The sequence below is a fragment of the Erwinia plantamica genome (genome assembly GCF_043420595.1).
Lineage (GTDB): Bacteria > Pseudomonadota > Gammaproteobacteria > Enterobacterales > Enterobacteriaceae > Erwinia > Erwinia aeris.
The window spans coordinates 247890-266016 of the sequence record NZ_JBGCUC010000003.1; the positions used below are offsets into that span (position 1 = coordinate 247890).

The 18127-nt window shown below is 56.8% G+C and carries 17 protein-coding genes; 11 read left to right on the forward strand and 6 right to left on the reverse strand.

Going from position 1 to position 18127, the window contains the following annotated elements:
* Window positions 1-93: 93 nt before the first annotated feature.
* The gene (locus AB3U87_RS04550) at window positions 94-1134 is read left to right on the forward strand and encodes a YeiH family protein (protein WP_253459927.1); all 1041 of its coding nucleotides are present in this window, start codon (window positions 94-96) and stop codon (window positions 1132-1134) included.
* Between the two features lie 60 nt (window positions 1135-1194).
* Complete coding sequence (gene nfo, locus AB3U87_RS04555; RefSeq protein ID WP_253459924.1) at window positions 1195-2037, forward strand: deoxyribonuclease IV; 843 nt, start codon at window positions 1195-1197, stop codon at window positions 2035-2037.
* Window positions 2038-2093: 56 nt separating this feature from the next.
* Here nfo and fruA read toward each other — a convergent pair whose 3' ends face one another.
* The 4 genes from fruA to AB3U87_RS04575 form a co-directional block, all read right to left on the reverse strand.
* A complete protein-coding gene (gene fruA, locus AB3U87_RS04560; protein WP_253459921.1) occupies window positions 2094-3800 on the reverse strand; it encodes a PTS fructose transporter subunit IIBC in 1707 nt (568 codons plus the stop codon).
* Window positions 3801-3816: 16 nt separating this feature from the next.
* Window positions 3817-4755 carry a 1-phosphofructokinase gene (gene fruK, locus AB3U87_RS04565; RefSeq protein WP_253459920.1) on the reverse strand — a complete coding sequence of 313 codons (939 nt, stop codon included), beginning with the start codon at window positions 4753-4755 and terminating at the stop codon, window positions 3817-3819.
* On the reverse strand, window positions 4752-5885 hold the full coding sequence (gene fruB, locus AB3U87_RS04570) for a fused PTS fructose transporter subunit IIA/HPr protein (protein ID WP_394148526.1): 1134 nt from the start codon (window positions 5883-5885) through the stop codon (window positions 4752-4754). The genes fruK and fruB overlap by 4 nt, the downstream gene beginning before the upstream one ends.
* A gap of 251 nt (window positions 5886-6136) precedes the next feature.
* The gene (locus tag AB3U87_RS04575) at window positions 6137-6394 is read right to left on the reverse strand and encodes a YkgJ family cysteine cluster protein (protein ID WP_125288192.1); all 258 of its coding nucleotides are present in this window, start codon (window positions 6392-6394) and stop codon (window positions 6137-6139) included.
* A 159-nt stretch (window positions 6395-6553) separates the two neighbouring features.
* On the opposite strand from AB3U87_RS04575, the gene yeiP reads away from it, so the two are divergent.
* Window positions 6554-7129 (forward strand): elongation factor P-like protein YeiP, encoded by a 576-nt coding sequence (gene yeiP, locus AB3U87_RS04580; protein ID WP_370734304.1) that lies wholly within the window; start codon window positions 6554-6556, stop codon window positions 7127-7129.
* Window positions 7130-7264: 135 nt separating this feature from the next.
* Here yeiP and AB3U87_RS04585 read toward each other — a convergent pair whose 3' ends face one another.
* Window positions 7265-7564 (reverse strand): type 1 fimbrial protein, encoded by a 300-nt coding sequence (locus tag AB3U87_RS04585; protein WP_253459911.1) that lies wholly within the window; start codon window positions 7562-7564, stop codon window positions 7265-7267.
* 97 nt (window positions 7565-7661) lie between these two features.
* On the opposite strand from AB3U87_RS04585, the gene AB3U87_RS04590 reads away from it, so the two are divergent.
* From AB3U87_RS04590 to mepS, 3 genes are all read left to right on the forward strand, one after another.
* Complete coding sequence (locus AB3U87_RS04590; protein WP_394148529.1) at window positions 7662-8642, forward strand: CobW family GTP-binding protein; 981 nt, start codon at window positions 7662-7664, stop codon at window positions 8640-8642.
* Between the two features lie 38 nt (window positions 8643-8680).
* Entirely contained in the window at window positions 8681-9388 is a 708-nt protein-coding gene (locus tag AB3U87_RS04595; RefSeq protein WP_253459905.1) for a phosphatase PAP2 family protein, read from the forward strand.
* A 518-nt stretch (window positions 9389-9906) separates the two neighbouring features.
* The gene (gene mepS / locus AB3U87_RS04600) at window positions 9907-10482 is read left to right on the forward strand and encodes a bifunctional murein DD-endopeptidase/murein LD-carboxypeptidase (RefSeq protein ID WP_125288197.1); all 576 of its coding nucleotides are present in this window, start codon (window positions 9907-9909) and stop codon (window positions 10480-10482) included.
* 53 nt (window positions 10483-10535) lie between these two features.
* Here mepS and AB3U87_RS04605 read toward each other — a convergent pair whose 3' ends face one another.
* A complete protein-coding gene (locus AB3U87_RS04605; protein ID WP_253459902.1) occupies window positions 10536-10901 on the reverse strand; it encodes a hypothetical protein in 366 nt (121 codons plus the stop codon).
* 33 nt (window positions 10902-10934) lie between these two features.
* Here AB3U87_RS04605 and AB3U87_RS04610 point away from each other — a divergent pair, with 33 nt between their 5' ends.
* The 5 genes from AB3U87_RS04610 to yejF all read left to right on the forward strand — a co-directional run bounded on the left by AB3U87_RS04610 (window position 10935) and on the right by yejF (window position 18127).
* Window positions 10935-12509 carry a cyclic di-GMP phosphodiesterase gene (locus tag AB3U87_RS04610; protein WP_253459899.1) on the forward strand — a complete coding sequence of 525 codons (1575 nt, stop codon included), beginning with the start codon at window positions 10935-10937 and terminating at the stop codon, window positions 12507-12509.
* Between the two features lie 102 nt (window positions 12510-12611).
* The gene (locus tag AB3U87_RS04615; RefSeq protein ID WP_253459896.1) at window positions 12612-14417 is read left to right on the forward strand and encodes an extracellular solute-binding protein; all 1806 of its coding nucleotides are present in this window, start codon (window positions 12612-12614) and stop codon (window positions 14415-14417) included.
* A gap of 10 nt (window positions 14418-14427) precedes the next feature.
* Window positions 14428-15519 (forward strand): microcin C ABC transporter permease YejB, encoded by a 1092-nt coding sequence (locus AB3U87_RS04620; protein ID WP_253459893.1) that lies wholly within the window; start codon window positions 14428-14430, stop codon window positions 15517-15519.
* Entirely contained in the window at window positions 15519-16544 is a 1026-nt protein-coding gene (locus AB3U87_RS04625; RefSeq protein WP_253459891.1) for a microcin C ABC transporter permease, read from the forward strand. The genes AB3U87_RS04620 and AB3U87_RS04625 overlap by 1 nt, the downstream gene beginning before the upstream one ends.
* Complete coding sequence (gene yejF, locus AB3U87_RS04630; RefSeq protein ID WP_394148532.1) at window positions 16544-18127, forward strand: microcin C ABC transporter ATP-binding protein YejF; 1584 nt, start codon at window positions 16544-16546, stop codon at window positions 18125-18127. Before AB3U87_RS04625 ends, yejF begins: the two co-directional genes overlap by 1 nt.

Below are 18127 nucleotides of genomic sequence, written 5' to 3' on the forward strand. Positions count from 1 at the left end.
ATATCACTTATTCTGGTTAATTATAAATATATAATCAATTTTTCTTTTAAGCCAGCCTGCGCCATGCTGCGTCTGTCTACTAAGGAGGCTGATATGGCTGAACTGGCATTTCCTTCTTCTCGTCCGCTGCGCTATGGCGCAGGCCTCGGGCTGGCAATGCTGCTGGCCGCTGCTGCCCTTCAGGCTGGCAACCTGCCCGTGCTGAAAACGGCCGGGCTGGGCACCTTAACGCTGGCGATGCTGTTGGGGATCGTAGCAGGCAATACGGTTTATGGCCGCCTGGCTGCGCGCTGCGGCACAGGCGTACACTTTGCCAAACAGCAGCTGCTGCGGCTTGGCATCATGCTGTACGGTTTTCGGCTGACCTTTCAGCAACTTGCCGATATCGGCTTAAGCGGCGTGCTGACCGATCTGCTGCTGCTGACCTCCACTTTTCTGCTGGCCTGCTGGCTGGGCCGTCGCGTGTTGCATCTGGATCGCGATACCGCCTGGCTGATTGGCGCGGGCAGCAGCATTTGCGGCGCGGCGGCGATTATGGCGACGGAGCCGGTAATTAAAGCGGAGCCGCAAAAAGTGGCGGTAGCGGTGGCTACCGTGGTGCTGTTCGGCACGCTCGGCATCTTTCTTTATCCACTGCTATGGCATGAGCTGGCCGCTCTGCTGCCGGGCCTGACGCCGACGCAATGGGGGATCTTTACCGGCTCTACGCTGCATGAAGTGGCACAGGTAGTGGCGGCCGGGCACGCCGTGAGCGCGGAAACGGAGAACGCGGCGGTCATTACTAAAATGCTGCGCGTGATGATGCTGGCGCCCTTCCTGCTGCTGCTCAGCCGTTTCGTGCGTGCCGACGACAGCGGCGGCGGCGAAGTAAGCTTTCCCTGGTTCGCGCTGGGTTTTATCGGCGTGGCGCTGTTTAACTCGCTGCATCTGCTGCCGCCGTCGCTGGTTAGCGGCCTGAACGAGCTGGACAATTTTTTACTGGCCGTGGCGATGGCGGCGCTGGGATTAACCACGCAGTTCAGCCTGTTGAAAAAGGCGGGACTAAGGCCTTTACTGCTGGGCCTGCTGTTATTCGTCTGGCTGCTGCTGGGCGGCGGCGCGATAAACCTGGCTATCCAGCATTTGCTGGCATAAATCCGCGCCGTTTCCGGTTATCATGGCCCGCTTTACAGTAAAACCAACAGGAGAGCAGGCATGAAATATATCGGCGCCCACGTCAGCGCATCCGGCGGCGTGGATCAGGCGGTGCTTCGCGCCCATGAAATCGAGGCGACGGCCTTTGCGCTTTTCACTAAAAATCAGCGTCAGTGGCGCGCGGCCCCGCTGAGCAAAGAGGTGATTGCCGCTTTCCGCAACGCCTGCGAAAAATATCACTACAGCGCCGCCCAGATCCTGCCGCACGACAGCTTTTTAATTAACCTGGGCCATCCACAGGAAGAGGCGCTGGAGAAGTCCCGCCTCGCCTTTATCGACGAACTACAGCGCTGCGAGCAGCTGGGCCTGACGCTGTTGAACTTCCATCCCGGCAGCCATTTGCAGCAGATTGACGAGGACGCCTGCCTGAAGCGCATCGCCGAATCGGTTAACGTCGCGCTGGATAAAACCCAGGGCGTCACCGCCGTGATTGAAAATACCGCCGGTCAGGGCAGCAATCTGGGCTTCCGCTTTGAGCACCTGGCAGCCATTATCGACGGCGTAGAGGATAAGTCGCGCATCGGCGTCTGTATTGACACCTGCCACGCCTTTGCGGGCGGTTACGATCTGCGTACTGAAGAAGATTGCGTGAAAACCTTTGAGGAGTTTGGTCGCGTGGTGGGCTTTGAGTATCTGCGCGGGATGCATCTTAACGATGCCAAAAGCGCGTTTGCCAGCCGCGTTGACCGTCATCACAGCCTGGGCGAAGGTAATATCGGCAATACGGTGTTCAGCTGGCTGATGAAGGATGCTCGCTTCGACGGTATTCCGCTGATCCTGGAAACCGTCAATCCTGATATCTGGAAAGATGAAATCGCCTGGCTCAAGTCGCAGCAGGTCTGATCTATAGACGAAAAAAAAGCGCGGTCGCCCGCGCTTTTTTATTATGCCCGCCTGGATCAGGCTTTAGCCATTTCCGCTTCCGGGCGCTTCAGCACCGCGTAAGAGAGTCCGGCAACCAGCGTGCCGACGATAATCGCTATCAGATAGCCCAGCACCGGCGTAATAGCGCCAGGGATCAGCAGCACAAACAGCCCGCCGTGCGGCGCCATCAGCTTCGCGCCTACCCACATAGAGATAGCGCCGGTCAGCGCGCCGCCAACGATACAGCATGGCAGAACGCGCATCGGGTCACGCGCCGCAAACGGAATAGCGCCTTCGGAAATAAAGCACAGGCCCAGCACCAGCGCCGCTTTGCCGCCTTCCTGCTGGCCTTTGTTGAATTTCCGGCGCGCCACCAGCGTAGCGACGCCCATCGCCAACGGAGGCACCATGCCGCCCGCCATAATGGCCGCCATCGGCGCATAGGTTTGCGAACTGAGCAGGCCGACGCCAAACGCATAGGCCACTTTGTTCACCGGGCCGCCCATATCGGTACACATCATGCCGCCCAGTACCGCACCCAGCAGAACCGCGTTACCCGTGCCCATATTGCTCAGCCAGTGGGTCAGCCCCGCCATAATCTGGGCAACCGGGCCGCCAACCACATAAATCATCAGCAGGCCGGTGATCAGACTGGCGACCAGCGGAATAATCAGGATCGGTTTTAACGCCTCCATACTCTGCGGAAGCTTAAGCTTAGCGCTGATAAACTTCGCGGCGTAACCGGCAATAAAACCGGCAATAATGCCGCCAAGGAAACCGGCGTTGATGGTGCTGGCCAGCCAGCCGCCAATCAGGCCAGGCGTCAGACCAGGACGATCGGCAATTGAGAAGGCGATAAAGCCCGCCAGCACCGGCACCATCAGTTTGAAGGCGCTGCCGCCGCCGATTTCCATCAGCGCCGCCGCCAGCGTGCCCTGCTCTTTAAACGCGGTAATGCCGAAGGCGAAAGAGAGCGCGATGCTCAGGCCGCCTGCCACCACCATCGGCAGCATATAGGAAACGCCGGTCAGCAGATGACGATAGGCGCCTGCGCCCTCTTTTTTCTCGCCCTGCGCCGCTGGCTGGCCGCCGCCCTGCGGCTGATAAGGTTTGGCCTGCGCCAGCGCCTTATCAAACTCCTGTGCGGTTTTCTTCAGCGCCAGGCCGGTCGAGGTGCGATACATCGGCTTACCGGCAAACTTAGCCAGATCGACTTCAATATCCGCCGCCACGATAACCAGGTCAGCCTGCGCCACTTCTTCCGGCGTAATGGCATTGCCCGCGCCTACGGAGCCGCGCGTTTCGACTTTCACCCACCAGCCGCGTTTTTTCGCTTCGGCGTCAATGGCTTCGGCCGCCATAAAGGTGTGCGCCACGCCGGTTGGACAGGCGGTAATGGCGACGATGCGTTTTGGCCCGCTGGCAACCGCGTCGGCCGTGTTCACCGCGGCAGGTTTAGCTACGGCGGCAGGCGCCTGCCAGGCTTTCGCCTCGGTTTGCGCGCGGGCCAGCTCTGCTTCCGGCTGGCGCAGCAGCTGCTCCGCCGTGGTCTGATAAACGGTTTTACCCGTCAGGTCGATGTTGGCGGGCAGCGTGTCGCCCACCAGGATCACCTGGTCCGCTTCGGCCAGATTTTCCGTTAGCGTCAGTCCTTTTGCGGCCGCGCTCGCTCTGGTGATATTTTTTGCCAGATGACCGGTAGCCAGTCCCAGCGAAGGATCAAGTATCAGCAGCGTTTTCATTATGCCTCTCCTGCTGTCAGTTAAAAGGTTTCAGGTCGACGCGCGCCATCATCGCGGCCAACTGGGTACGATCGCTTACGCCCACGTTGCTCTGGCTTACGGCCAGGGCTGCTACGGCGGTAGCCAGGCGTAGGGTATGCTCGCTGGATTCGCGCATCAGCAGGCCGTAAATCAGCCCGCCCACCATTGAATCCCCGGCCCCCACGGTACTCACCACCTCACAGGCCGGCGGTTTGGCGATCCATTCGCCTGAAGCGTTAACCCACAGCGCGCCTTCTGCGCCCAGCGAAATCACTACGTGCGCGATCCCCTGTTCACGCAGCGCATGCGCCGCCTCAATCACATCCTGCAGGGTCGGCAGCTTGCGCCCGGCCCAGATTTCCAGCTCGCGACGGTTTGGCTTAACCAGCCAGGGCGCGGCTTTCAGGCCCGCCACCAGCGCTTCGCGGCTGCTGTCGAAAATAATGCACGGGCAGTGCGTGCGCAGCGCGATCATCCACTCCGTAAAGGCATCGGGATTGACGCCTGCGGGCAGACTGCCGCTGACGCAGACCATATCGAACTGGCCCAGCCACGTCAGAGAATCCGTGGTGAAGCGCTCCCAGTCCTGCGGGGTGACGTCAAAACCGGAAAAGTTAAGATCGGTGACCTCGCCATCTTTTTCAGTCAGCTTAACGTTGATGCGGGTCCGGCCTTCGACCACCTGAAAACGGTTAGCAATGCCCAGATCGCTGAACAAATGCTGAAAGCCATCCTGATTCTCTTTGCCCAGGAAGCCGCCAACGGTGACATCGATGCCCAAATCTTTCAGCACTTTGGCAACGTTGATGCCTTTCCCGGCGGCGTGCAGGCCGGTGGTTTTCACCAGGTTGACTTCGCCGCGCTCGATTTCCGGCGTATAGCCCACCAGATCGTAAGCGGGATTCAGCGTGATGGTTGCTACGCGTCTGCTCATGCCGCCCCCTCGCCTAAACCAGCGCTGATAGCCTCGCCGATCGCATCCAGCGCCGCGCGGGCATCTTCGCCGCTGGCGGTGAAGCGCAGGCGGTGACCTTTTTTCACGCCCAGCGCCACTACTTTCATCAGGCTGCGGCCGTTAGCCGGCTTGCCGCTGCCGTCAAGGTTGGTCACCGTGACGTCGCAGTTGAATTTTTTAATGACGCTGACCAGCGCCGTGCCCGGACGGGCATGCAGGCCGTGCTCGTTGCGGATAGTAAACTCTTCCGTCAGCGTATCGGCCTGTTCGGAGACTTCGCTGGTCAGCAGCGCCAGGATCCCTGCGGCATCGGCGCTCAGCAGGCGATCCGCTTTTTGCTTAATCAGCAGATCGCTTAGATAGTTCAGCACGTTCAGCGGCTGCTCGTCGGTTACGGCAACCGTCACCAGCAGCGCGGCTTTTTCGCCGTCTACTTCAAAGGGTGTCGCACTGCGGCTTACGGCGACGGCGCTGCCCAGGTTGCCTTCGGTGCTGTCGCTCAGCCAGACGCCCTGCCCTAAATTCAGCGGACGCGAAGCGATAACGCGGCTGACAAAGCTGGCATCAACCGCGCCGGCCTGCTGTAGGCGACCGGCGTTCAGCGCCTGGAGCGTCATCAGATCGGTGGCCGCCACGTCAACTGTGATCAGCGAGGTGTCGAATTTAAATTCCGTTCCCTGCTTTTCCCCCATCAGCAAACCGCGCAGTGTTTCTGCGGAATCCGTGGTTTTCAGCTGTTCCGCCACGCTGTCATCGCTCAGCACGTGCGTCAGCTGACGCAGCAGCGCCAGATGCTCGTCCGATTTAGCGGCGATGCCGATCACCACATAGGCGGTCTGGTCTTCGCCCCAGGCGATGCCCTGCGGAAACTGATAAACCTGCACGCCGGTTTTCAACACCAGATCGCGCGTGTCGGTCGTGCCATGGGGAATAGCGATGCCGTTACCCAGATAGGTCGAGGTTTGCTGCTCGCGGGCCAGCATACCGTTAACATATCCTTCACCCACGTTGCCGGCTGAGGTTAAAGCGGCTGCCACCTGTCGGATGGCCTCTTCTTTATCTCCGGCCCTGGCGCCGGGATGGATTGCATTCAGTTCAAGCTGGAACATAGTTCTCCTCACTGCTTCATTGAATCGTTTCAGCTGGCGGACGGAAAAATAAGCTTTCAGGCCGCTAACTGCCTGTGCAGACGACGCTGAAACGTTTCAATGATTTTGGCCCCGTTCCTGCGTTTATGGCAAGTTTTACTGCCAACGGCATAGCAGATTTTTGAAGCGACGCACACTTCGACTTTTCTTTTTGGGAAAAAGGTCTCATCGGCTGATGGATGGCTGATGCCTTACTTTTAGCCAACAGGCAATTAACACCAGGCGGTCTGTTTTTCCAGATCCAGTAGCCAGACCATCGCCTCTTCCCGACTGTTACGGCACATTTCAGCATCGGGTTTCAGGCTGCCGCAGACCGACGGCCGCAGCGGCGAGGTAAAGATTTTGCAGCGCTGCTGTTCATCCAGCTGAACGCAGGGCGTGTTGGCCGGTTTGCCGTCGGGCATTCCGGGGATCGGTGTGGAAATAGACGGCGCGGTACAGCAGGCGCCGCAGGAAGCTCGACATTGCATTGGTTATCCCCTTTAAGAGACGCGACAATAGCAGGCGCGCAGTGGGAATACTATGGCCGCCATCCCCGCTTTTCCTCCTCGTTCAGCACTTGCCTGAAGCCGTCAGCAAGAGTAATTTGTCGCGAACATTTTCATTGCCCCTTTCATCGAGATAACACAATGCCAAGAGCAAACGAAATCAAAAAAGGCATGGCCGTCAGCCATAACGGTAAGCTGCTGTTAGTCAAAGATATTGATGTCCAAAGCCCCAGCGCGCGCGGGGCTTCTACCCTTTATAAAATGCGTTTTACCGATATTCGCACCGGCATGAAAGTCGAGGAGCGCTTCAAGGGTGACGACATCCTGGAAGCGATCTCGCTGAGCCGTCGTCAGGTTACCTTCTCTTACGTAGACGGTGACGAATACGTCTTTATGGATGACGAGGACTACACGCCTTACGTCTTCAAAAAAGATCAGATCGAAGAAGAGCTGCTGTTTATCCCGGAAGGCGGCATTCCGGGCATTCAGGTGCTGACGATGGACGGGCAAATTCTGGCGCTTGAGCTGCCGCAAACGCTGGATATGGAAATTATCGAAACCACGCCAGGCATTAAAGGCGCTTCCGCCAGCGCGCGTACCAAGCCTGCCACCATGAGCACCGGCCTGGTGATCCAGGTGCCGGAATACCTCAGCAGCGGCGAGCGCATCCGCATCCATATTGCCGAACGCCGCTATATGGGCCGCGCAGACTCATAAAAAGGTATTCGCGCCTGCCCTTATGGGCCACGCAGAATAACAATAACGGCAAGCGCGCCAGTTCTCATAGGCCGCGCAGACTAATAAAACGGCGAGCGCGCCACGCCTCGCCGTTATTGTTATATTATTACACTACTAGCGATAGCTAACGGTCAGTATGCCCTGTCGTCGCGCCTGGTCCAGCCATTCAACGTCGATACGGGCGATGCCGGATGGCAGCGTACCGTTGGCCTGTAGCGAGATCGGCGATACTTTTAGCTGGCCGTCGCGATAACAGGTAGCGCTGATTTGATTCTGTTCCTGTTGCACAGCGCAACCCGGCTCCGTGATCGCTCCGGAAAAAGTGATAACGCCGGTGCCTGCGGCTACCGTCGCCAGCGCGCTACCTGCCGGAACCATCAAAAAAAGGGCCAGCGAAAAGTTAAGTTTGCTCATACTTACCTCATTTATTAGCGTCTCTTAATTAACATAGTCGGCAATACGCTTTCCGAAAGCCGATAAGCACAACCGGCCACAACTCAAGGAGAAAATAATGACTCGCGTAAACCTGATTACCGGTTTTCTGGGCAGCGGCAAAACCACTACGCTGCTGCATCTGCTGGCGCAGAAACCACAGGGAGAAAAGTGGGCGGTGCTGGTTAATGAGTTCGGCGAGGTAGGTATAGACGGCGCGCTGCTGGCGGAAAGCGGCGCGGTGCTAAAAGAGATCCCCGGCGGCTGCATGTGCTGCGTTAACGGCCTGCCGATGCAGGTGGGCCTGAATATGCTGCTGAAGCAAACCAGGCCCGACCGTCTGCTGATTGAGCCGACCGGCCTTGGTCACCCTAAACAGATCCTCGACCTGCTGTCTGCGGAGGTTTATCAGCCCTGGCTGACGCTGGATGCCACGCTCTGCCTGCTCGATCCACGTCAGCTAGGCGATGCCCGCATTACGACTAATGAAAACTTCCGCGATCAGCTCGCCGCCGCCGATATTATCGTGGCCAATAAAGAGGATCGCTGGGATGAGGCCACGCTGGCAGCGCTGCAAGACTGGCGCGCGCAGGACGCTTTACAGCGCCCCATTATTCCCGCGCGTTTCGGCCAGATCGCTGGCGAACTGCTGACGCGTCCACGGTTGAATCAGCAGCCGCTGCCGCAGGCGGCACACCATCATGCCAGGCCCGCTTCGCGACTGGCGGCGCTGGCGCCCGTGCAGAATACGCGCTGGCGGCGTTCGCTGAATCAGGGCCAGGGCTACTATTCCTGCGGCTGGGTGTTTGATGCAGAAACCGTGTTCGATACGGTTGGCCTGTTGGAGTGGGCGCGGCTCGCTCCGGTTAGCCGGGTAAAAGGCGTGGTGCGCATTCAGGAAGGCCTGCTGAGCGTGAATCGTCAGGGCGAGGATCTTAATATCGAAACGCGTCAGGCTGCGCCGCCAGACAGCCGGATCGAAATTATTCATGAAGAAGAAGCCGACTGGAACAGCCTCCAGGCATCTTTGTTGAAACTTCGTTTAACTGCTGTTGTATAATGTACGCCGTCACTTCTTCTTAACTTAATCTTAATAAAATGCGTGCTAATCAACTGATCACTATCCTGGTGCTTAACGCGCTGGGACTGGCGCTCTTTTTTTCCTGGTATTTGCCGGAGAATCACGGCGCCTGGTTTACGCTCGATAAAAACCTTTTTTATTGGTTTAACGAGCGGCTGGCAACCAATAAAGCGCTGTTATGGCTGGTTGCTATTACCAACTTTCGCCCTTTTGACGCGGTGTCGCTGCTGGCGATGGGCGCGCTTTATTACAGTTTCTGGCGGCGTGAAACGCCCCAGGGGCGCAGGCGGCTGCTGGCTATCGGCATCGCTATGCTGCTGACGGCGGTGGTGCTGAACCAGCTTGGTCATCTGATCCCGGTTTCGCATCCCAGCCCGACCAAATATTTCCCGGACGTTCATCACGTGACGACATTAACCGGCATTCCAACTAAAGATGCCTCTTCCGATAGTTTTCCTGGCGATCACGGCATGATGCTGATGATTTTTGCCAGCTTTATGCTGCGCTACTTTGGCGTTCGTGCTTTTTTAATTGCCGTGGGGATCGTGCTGATATTCGCTACGCCGCGCATTATGATTGGCGCGCACTGGTTTACCGATGTTGCGGTAGGCTCGCTTTCCGTGGTGCTGGTAGGGACGAGCTGGTGGTTAATTACGCCGGGCAGCGACTGGCTGGTGAATATTTTATATCGTGCTTTACCAGGTAAATATAAGCCGGCTAATTAATTAAGCCGCTTTTTTTACCGTTTTCAGGAAGCAACGAAAAGCGATTTACGCCACTTTCGTTGCTTTTTTATGCGATGCAGCTCTCAAAATCCCACTTTATGCTACAGCTGCCGTGATGTTTGCTCCCCAGCGGAATCTTCTGCCTTTAAGAAACGTACAGCAGGATTAAACTGAATTGTGGCTAACACACATTTTTTAACGCTCTTTTAGCCTTTCACGCCTCAGGTTTTCAGCGTTTGTGCCGATAAAGTGGCCAGACTACGACATCTCTGTTTCTTATGATAAAAATCAATAAAAAAGTCGTTAAAACCCCTCGCCAGCACGCAGTTAATCGGGTAATCTCATTTCCGATTAGGACAAAGCTGTAAGATATTTCCATTATTTACATTTTAAACTGTGCGCTTTCGCACAATTTGAATTTTGTGGAATTGTTTTGCCCGTGTGCGCTAATTAATCTCGTTCCGTTTCGCATAGCTAGCGACTTCTGTCGTTAAGGACTTCAAGGGATCACAAACATAATGGTCAAGTCTCAACCGATTCTGAGATATATATGGCGGGTATTGCCCGCAGTGGCTTTAGCCACGCTGCTTTCAGCCTGTAGCTCGACGAATACCAACAGCAATGCACAAACTGATACGCATGCAGTTAATGGCCATAACGGCTTTTTACTTCAGGCGTCTCAGGATGAATTCGAACAGATGGTTCAGAATGTGGATATTAAATCCCGCCTGATGGATCAATATTCGGACTGGAAGGGCGTTCGTTACCGTCTTGGCGGTACCAGTAAACGCGGCATTGACTGTTCTGCCTTTGTGCAGACCACCTTTCGTGAACAGTTTGGCCTGGATCTGCCCCGCTCAACCTATGAACAGGAAGACACCGGCAAAAGCATCCAGCGCGGCAAACTGCGCCCGGGCGATTTAGTGCTGTTCCGCGCCGGCTCTACCGGCCGCCATGTCGGCATCTACCTGGGCAACGATAATTTCGTGCATGCCTCTACCAGCAGCGGCGTGATGATTTCCAATCTCAACGACGCCTACTGGAAAAATCGCTATCGCGAAGGCCGCCGGGTACTAAGCCGAACGCAAAGCTGATCCCCCTGAAGTCTGTGCAAAACGGTTCCGAGCCCCGCTATAAGCGGGGTTTTTTATGGGTAAAGGCTGGCTGCTTCCTGGCTCTTCCCCTTTTTCACTAAAGCCCCGTTGGAAAACGACAAAGAGAGGCCAGCACAAAGAAACCTGTTTTCCGCTGAGCCTGACACTCTTGCTTCAATATTAACTGGCACTAATTTGTTATTAATAACAGACGCACAAATATTTATATTCAAAAGCTTTTTGGCTACATCGGCCGTTCTGATGGTTTGTTTTATTGCGCCCTGCCTGCGCGCACGAGCGAAATAACTGACATAATGCGTTAAAAAACCGAAGCTAATCATAATAATAAGAAGACAAACGGCACTTTCCCGGTATATCCTGCCGGATTGAAACGGCGTCTGTTGTGCAGGACAGCGCAATGACTTAACCGGCACTTTCGGGAGATAAACCCCATGCCACTCTCATCAAGCCTTACGCGGCCACTTCTCAATCCTCGCAAGATTGCCTGCTTCAGCGCGACCCTCGGCTTACTTCTTTTTCTGGCATTTATCATCATCGCGCTGGCCGTTATGCTTCATCGCCGGGCCGACAATCACGATGAAATGGCCAGAAACACCCAGGCCTATGTGCTGACGATGCTCGATGAACTAAAGCGGAAACTGTTGCCGCTACAAACGTCGCCTCGCCCTGCCTGCTCCGCCATAAAAAATGACCTGATTGAGCGCGCCGCCCTGGATGATAATATTCAGGCTATCCTGATGGTTAATCACAATCGGGCATGGTGCTCTTCGCTGGCCGGAGAAACCCAAATCGCTATGCGCCAGTTTTCCCCTACGACGGACACCCGCAAGCCGCTTGATATTCAGCTTGCCGCCGCGCCGCTGACGCCTGATAAACCGGTTCTTCACCTCTGGTTGCAGAATGGCGAGGCAGGCAACGGCCTGCTGGTCACGCTAAAGATTAATCTGACGCCCTGGCTGCTGTATACCGAACGGCAGCATGAGATGTCAGGTATAGCTATCGTGACCGGCAAGCGGGCGTTAACCAGCTGGGAACAGCGCGTAACGGCAACCAGCTCGTTGCCCGACGATCCGTCAAAAACCATGACGCTACCCGGCTATCCTTTACAGTTAAAGCTTTATGGCGGCAGGCTGAATAGTGACGATATTACGCTGGTGCTGCTGGCCGGTTTGTTGCTGAGCCTGACCGGCGGCTTTGCCTGCTATGCCCTGCTCACGCTCTTTATCCGACCGGGCAAGGAAATCCTGCAGGGCATTCGGCGCGGGGAATTCCACGTAGAGTACCAGCCGGTTATTGCCGCGGCGACCGGCCAGGCCTGCGGTCTGGAAGCGCTACTGCGCTGGACGCATCCCGAAGCTGGCGCCATTCCGCCCGACGTTTTTATCCGCTACGCCGAAAACAAAAATTTGATTGTGCCCTTAACCCGGCACCTGTTTGAACTGGTGGCGCGCGATTGCCATACGCTGCAACATGCCGTGCCGGCCGGCATCAATCTCAACCTGAACCTTTCGCCTGCTCACCTGGGCGATAAAACCTTTTTCCAGGACGTTTTAGCATGGCTGGAAGCGATGCCTAAGGATCACTTCAGCTACGTTTTTGAAATTACCGAACGGACTATGGTAGAAACCCGCAACGCCCAGTCGGTGTTCGACTGGCTGCGCGGCCAAAATATTCGTATCGCGCTGGATGATTTCGGCACCGGACACAGTGCCTTAATTTATCTGGAAAAATTCCGTTTTGACTACCTGAAAATAGATCGGGGATTTGTAAAAAACATCGCCCGCGAGTCGTTTTCTTCGCCGGTGCTGGATGCGGTGCTGGCGCTGGCGAAAAAACTCAATCTGCTGACGGTAGCTGAAGGCGTAGAAACCGGTGAGCAGGCGCGCTGGCTGCGCCACCGTGGCGTCTGTCATTTTCAGGGCTATTTATTCAGCCGCCCGCGTACGGTGACGCAGCTGATTGATTATTTTCAGCATGAGCCCCGCAGCGAACCGGCTGCCGGATGAGTTATTGCGCTACGCTTTTTAAACGTGCTTCGCTGGCGCATTGCGCAATGCTCTGGCAGGCTGGGGGCCGCGCTGCGTTTTTTATCAGGATCGGATAATAAGATGATTTTTCGCTGGTTAGCTTTGCTGCTGTTCTGCTGCGCCGCGACGACGGCACGGGCTGAAGAAATTCATGAGAGCTACGCCTTTGCCCAGCTGGGCGAGCCTAAATATGCCGTGAACTTCACGCATTTTGACTACGCCAATCCGGCTGCGCCCAAGGGCGGTAGCGCGACGCTTGCCGCTATCGGCACTTACGATAACTTTAACCGTTTTGCCTCGCGCGGCAATCCGGCGCAGGGCACGGATACGCTTTACGATACGCTGTTCGTGAACTCAGAAGACGAAGTGGGCAGCTACTATCCGCTGATTGCCGAATTCGCTCGCTACCCGGATAGCTATCGCTGGGTGGAAGTCACGCTGAATCCCCAGGCGCGTTACCAGGACGGTTCATCCATCACCGCAGAAGATGTTGCTTTTACCTTTAATAAATTTATGCAGCAGGGCGTACCGCAGTTTCGGGTGTTTTACAAAGGCGTCACGGTCAAAGCCATTGCGCAGCTGACGGTGCGCTTTGAGCTGCCGGTCGGCAACAAAGATATGATGCTTTCGCTGCTTACGCTGCCCGTTTTCCCGCAGAGCTTCTGGAAGGATCATAATCTCAGCGAGCCGTTACCTGCGCCGCCACCCGGCAGCGGGCCGTATCGCGTGTCGGCCTATAAAGTCGGTCAGTCCGTGACCTGGTCACGGGTCAAAGATTATTGGGCCGCTAATTTGCCTGTCAATAAAGGCCGTTTTAATTTCGATACGCTGCGCTACGACTACTATCTGGATGACAATGTGGCTTTCGAGGCGTTTAAAGCGGGCGCGTTTGACTTTCGTGCCGAAGGCTCCGCCAAAAAGTGGGCCACCCAGTATCGCGGCCGGAATTTCGACAGCCATTACATCGTGAAAGACGCAAAGCCGAATACCGTGGCTACCTCCTCAAACTGGCTGGCGTTTAACGTACAGAAACCCCTGTTTGCCGATCGCCGCGTGCGCGAAGCAGTTTCGCTGGCGTTCGATTTTGAGTGGATGAATAAGGCGTTATTTTACGGCGCTTATAAGCGCACCCGCAGCTATTTTCAGAACACGGACTATGCCGCTACCGACTATCCCGACGCTAAAGAACTGGAAATTCTGGCGCCCTTTAAGGGCAAAATTCCTGATGAGGTTTTCTCGCAGATTTATCAGCCGCCTCACACCGACGGCAGCGGGTACGATCGCGCCAATCTGCTGAAGGCCACGGCGCTGCTGGAGCAGGCCGGCTGGACGTTGAAAAATCAGCGCCTGGTCAACGCCAGCGGCCAGCCTTTCACCTTTGAACTGCTGCTGCGCAGCGGCGGCAACGATCAGTGGGTGCTGCCTTTTCAGCACAATCTGGCGCGCCTGGGCATCAACCTGGTCATCCGGCAGGTAGACAGCTCGCAATATCTGGCCCGCATGCGCAAAAGCGACTTTGATATGCTGGTTTCGCCCTACCCGGCTATCCCCTACCCCGACAGCAACCTGCAAATTTACTGGTCAAGCGCCTATGTAAATTCCACCTACAACCGGCCGCATGTCGCCAGCCCGGTAATCGACCAGCTGATTGAAAAGATAAATCAGCATCAGAGCGATGAAGCCGCGCTGCTGCCGCTGGGTCGCGCGCTGGATCGGGTGCTGCTGTGGAACTATTACATGATACCGATGTGGTATGGTGCCAGCGATCGCTATGCCTGGTGGGATAAATTTTCGATGCCCGCCACGCGGCCGACTTATTCTTTAGGCTTCGACAGCTGGTGGTATGACGTTAATAAAGCCGCGCAGCTGCCGGCCCAGCGTCGTTAAGGAGAGCAGTTTGGGCGCCTATTTGCTACGCAGACTTCTATTAATCATTCCCACGCTGTGGGCGATTATTACGATTAACTTTTTTATCGTGCAGATTGCGCCGGGCGGCCCGGTCGATCAGGCGCTGGCCAATATCGAATTCGGCCAGACTACCGGAATGCCGGGCGCCGGCAATACGCCGCAGGCGCAGGGACGCAGCGCGCTGCATGCTCAGCCCGGTGACAGCCAATATCGCGGGTCGCGCGGGCTGGATCCGGAAGTGGTGGCGGAAATCACCAAACGTTACGGTTTCGACAAGCCGATGTATCAGCGCTACCTGGATATGCTGTGGAACTATGTGCGCTTCGATTTTGGCGACAGCCTGTTCCGCAGCAGCTCGGTTGTGCAGCTGATTAAAGAGAGCCTGCCGGTTTCCGTCTCGCTGGGGCTGTGGAGCACGCTGATTATCTATCTGGTCTCTATCCCGCTTGGCATCCGCAAAGCCGTGCATAACGGCAGCGCCTTCGATATCTGGAGCAGCTCGCTGATTATCATCGGCTACGCCATTCCCTCGTTCCTGTTCGCCACGCTGCTGATCGTGCTGTTTGCAGGCGGCAGCTATCTGGACTGGTTTCCGCTGCGCGGGCTGGTGTCGGCGCAGTTCGACTCGCTGCCCTGGTACGGCAAAATCACGGACTATCTCTGGCATATTACCCTGCCGGTGCTGGCGACGGTGATCGGCGGCTTCGCCACGCTGACTATGCTGACCAAAAACTCGTTTCTTGATGAAATCCGCAAGCAGTACGTGGTCACGGCGCGGGCCAAAGGGCTGGACGAGAGCAAAATTCTCTACCGTCACGTTTTCCGCAACGCCATGCTGCTGGTGATCGCCGGTTTCCCGGCCACCTTTATCAGCATGTTCTTTACCGGATCGCTGCTGATTGAGGTGATGTTCTCTCTGAACGGGCTGGGCCTGCTGGGCTACGACGCCACCATTCAGCGTGACTATCCGGTTATGTTCGGCACGCTTTACATTTTCACCCTGATCGGCCTGCTGCTGAATATCCTCAGCGATATCACCTATACGCTGGTCGATCCGCGCATTGATTTTGAAGGTCGCTGATGAGCCGATTAAGCCCCGTTAATCACGCACGCTGGCAGCGTTTTCGACATAACCGTCGTGGCTACTGGTCGCTGTGGATTTTTGCCGTTCTGTTTGTGCTCTGCCTTGGCTCCGAGCTGCTGGCTAACGATAAGCCGCTGCTGGTGCGCTACGATCATCGCTTCTATTTTCCGCTGCTGGTGGACTACAGCGAAACCGATTTTGGCGGCCAGCTGGCGACCAAAGCCGACTATCAGGATCCGTGGCTGAAATCCCGCCTGGATAAGGAAGGCTGGGCCATCTGGGCGCCGATCAAATTTGGCGATGGCACCATCAATTTCGCCTCCAGCGTCCCCTTCCCTTCGCCACCCTCGCTGCAAAACTGGCTGGGCACCGATGCTAACGGCGGCGACGTGCTGGCAAGGATCCTCTACGGCACGCGTATTTCGCTGCTGTTTGGCCTGATGCTGACGCTGATGTCCAGCGTAGTCGGCATCATCGTCGGCGCCTGTCAGGGTTATTATGGCGGGCGGGTAGATTTGTGGGGCCAGCGCTTTATCGAAGTCTGGTCGGGGATGCCCACGCTGTTTCTGATTATTTTGTTGTCGAGCGTGGTGCAGCCCGGCTTCTGGTGGCTGCTGGCCATTAACGTGCTGTTTGGCTGGATGCAGCTGGTCGGCGTGGTGCGCGCTGAATTCTTACGCGCGCGCAACTTTGACTATATTCGCGCCGCGCAAGCGCTGGGCGTCGGCGACCGGACTATTATGCTGCGCCATATGCTGCCGAATGCGATGGTGGCGACGCTGACCTATTTGCCCTTTATTCTGTGCGGCTCTATTACCACGCTGACCTCGCTGGATTTCCTCGGCTTCGGGCTGCCGATGGGGTCGCCTTCGCTGGGCGAGCTGCTGCTACAGGGCAAAAATAACCTTCAGGCGCCCTGGCTCGGCATGGCGGCCTTTTTCTCGCTGGCGATCCTGCTGTCGCTGTTGATCTTTATCGGTGAGGCGGTTCGTGACGCCTTCGATCCCAGTAAGGTGCACTGATGTCGTTGCTGACCGTCAAAAACTTAAGCATTGCCTTTCGCCAGGCCGGCGTTGAGCGTCAGGTTGTCGATAATTTGTCGCTGAGCGTCGCAGCGGGCGAGACGCTGGCGCTGGTGGGCGAATCCGGCTCGGGCAAAAGCGTGACCGCCCTGTCGATGATGCGCCTGCTGCCCACGCCGCCGGTGGTCTATCCGCAGGGCGAAATCCTGTTCGCCGGTCAGGACGTGCTGAAGGCCGACGAGCGCACGCTGCGCGGCCTGCGCGGCAACCGTATGGCGATGATTTTTCAGGAGCCGATGGTGTCGCTGAATCCGCTGCACAGCATTGAAAAACAGCTGTATGAGGTGTTATCGCTGCACCGTGGCATGCGCGCGGCGGCGGCGAAGGCCGAGATCCTTAGCTGTCTGGATCGCGTGGGCATTCGGCAGCCCGCCAGGCGAATGGGCGATTTTCCGCATCAGCTTTCCGGCGGCGAACGGCAGCGGGTAATGATTGCGATGGCGCTGCTGACGCGGCCTCAGCTGCTGATTGCCGATGAGCCGACCACCGCGCTGGACGTTACCGTGCAGGCGCAGATCCTGGTTCTGCTGAAGGAGCTGAAGCAGGAGATGAATATGGGCCTGCTGTTTATCACCCACAACCTGAATATTGTGCGGCAGCTGGCCGACAACGTGCTGGTGATGCGTAACGGCCAGGGCGTGGAGCGCAATACCAGTCGCCAGCTGTTCAGCGCGCCCGAACATCCCTATACCCGCACGCTGCTGGATGCGGAGCCGGAAGGCAGCCCCGATCCTGTTGACAGCGCGGCGCCACCGCTGCTGAAGGTCAGCAACCTCAGCGTCGCTTTTTCCCTGAAAAAGGGTCTGATGCGCCGCGTAGTGGGTGCGCATCAGGCGCTGAAGTCGCTGAGTTTTGAGCTACGTCCGGGCGAAAGCCTGGGGCTGGTCGGGGAATCCGGCTCGGGCAAAAGCACCACCGGCCTGGCGCTGCTGCGGCTAATCGAGGCCAAAGGCGAAATCTGGCTGGGCGACAGACCGCTGCACCAGTGGGATCGCAGGCAAATGCTGCCGGTACGTCGGGAAATGCAGGTGGTTTTTCAGGATCCGAATTCTGCGCTCAATCCCCGGCTGAACGTGCAGCAGATCATTGCGGAAGGCTTGCAGGTGCACCAGCCTGAACTGAGCGCGGAACAGCGCGAGGCGCTGGTGATCCAGGCAATGCAGGAAGTGGGACTGGATGCCGAAACCCGTCATCGTTATCCATCGGAGTTTTCCGGCGGACAGCGGCAGCGCATCGCCATCGCGCGCGCGCTGATCCTTCAGCCGCGGCTGATCGTGCTGGATGAACCAACCTCTTCACTGGATCGTTCCGTACAAAAACAGATCCTGGCGCTGCTGAAAAAGCTCCAGCGGGATCGTCAGCTGGCCTATATTTTTATCAGCCACGATCTGCGCGTAGTCAGATCGCTGTGCCACCAGGTGGTGGTGCTGCGCCAGGGAGAAGTCGTGGAGCAAGGCGATTGCGAAACTATTTTTACCGCGCCGAAAGCGCGCTATACGCAGGAGCTAATTGCGCTTGCCTGA

Bases quoted from the DNA above. Each gene is read 5' to 3' on its own strand.
- AB3U87_RS04550 (WP_253459927.1), top strand. From the start codon at position 94: ATGGCTGAACTGGCATTTCCTTCTTCTCGTCCGCTGCGCTATGGCGCA.
- nfo (WP_253459924.1), top strand. From the start codon at position 1,195: ATGAAATATATCGGCGCCCACGTCAGCGCATCCGGCGGCGTGGATCAG.
- fruA (WP_253459921.1), bottom strand. From the start codon at position 3,800: ATGAAAACGCTGCTGATACTTGATCCTTCGCTGGGACTGGCTACCGGT.
- fruK (WP_253459920.1), bottom strand. From the start codon at position 4,755: ATGAGCAGACGCGTAGCAACCATCACGCTGAATCCCGCTTACGATCTG.
- fruB (WP_394148526.1), bottom strand. From the start codon at position 5,885: ATGTTCCAGCTTGAACTGAATGCAATCCATCCCGGCGCCAGGGCCGGA.
- AB3U87_RS04575 (WP_125288192.1), bottom strand. From the start codon at position 6,394: ATGCAATGTCGAGCTTCCTGCGGCGCCTGCTGTACCGCGCCGTCTATT.
- yeiP (WP_370734304.1), top strand. From the start codon at position 6,554: ATGCCAAGAGCAAACGAAATCAAAAAAGGCATGGCCGTCAGCCATAAC.
- AB3U87_RS04585 (WP_253459911.1), bottom strand. From the start codon at position 7,564: ATGAGCAAACTTAACTTTTCGCTGGCCCTTTTTTTGATGGTTCCGGCA.
- AB3U87_RS04590 (WP_394148529.1), top strand. From the start codon at position 7,662: ATGACTCGCGTAAACCTGATTACCGGTTTTCTGGGCAGCGGCAAAACC.
- AB3U87_RS04595 (WP_253459905.1), top strand. From the start codon at position 8,681: ATGCGTGCTAATCAACTGATCACTATCCTGGTGCTTAACGCGCTGGGA.
- mepS (WP_125288197.1), top strand. From the start codon at position 9,907: ATGGTCAAGTCTCAACCGATTCTGAGATATATATGGCGGGTATTGCCC.
- AB3U87_RS04610 (WP_253459899.1), top strand. From the start codon at position 10,935: ATGCCACTCTCATCAAGCCTTACGCGGCCACTTCTCAATCCTCGCAAG.
- AB3U87_RS04615 (WP_253459896.1), top strand. From the start codon at position 12,612: ATGATTTTTCGCTGGTTAGCTTTGCTGCTGTTCTGCTGCGCCGCGACG.
- AB3U87_RS04625 (WP_253459891.1), top strand. From the start codon at position 15,519: ATGAGCCGATTAAGCCCCGTTAATCACGCACGCTGGCAGCGTTTTCGA.
- yejF (WP_394148532.1), top strand. From the start codon at position 16,544: ATGTCGTTGCTGACCGTCAAAAACTTAAGCATTGCCTTTCGCCAGGCC.